The sequence below is a fragment of the Zavarzinella formosa DSM 19928 genome (assembly GCF_000255705.1).
GTDB lineage: Bacteria > Planctomycetota > Planctomycetia > Gemmatales > Gemmataceae > Zavarzinella > Zavarzinella formosa.
Window position 1 is genome coordinate 1,640 of the sequence record NZ_JH636465.1, and the last position, 225, is coordinate 1,864.

At 66.7% G+C, this 225-nt stretch carries 1 protein-coding gene; it reads right to left on the reverse strand.

Annotation, left to right across the window (positions count from 1 at the left end; translation table 11 throughout):
- A partial coding sequence (locus tag BGIM_RS65480) for a hypothetical protein (RefSeq protein WP_162136372.1) occupies positions 1-225 on the reverse strand: 225 nt, incomplete at both ends.

The following is a 225-nucleotide window of genomic DNA, read 5'->3' on the forward strand; positions in this document are numbered from 1 at the left end:
GGTCCTCGGGCAGGTCTTCTCCCTCGGCGGGGCCACGACTTTCGGTGGCCAGAACGGCTTCCAAGTTCAAGGGGGATTCATCGGCGTCGGTCAAAACGGTAACAACGGAAACGCCGGGGCAGGCGGTGGCGGCGGCCAGCAGATTGCCGGTCAGGCGTTCAACGGGAACGGCGGGGGTCAGGGGTTGCAGGGCTTCGGCGGGGCGAACAACCAGTTCGGCCAGGT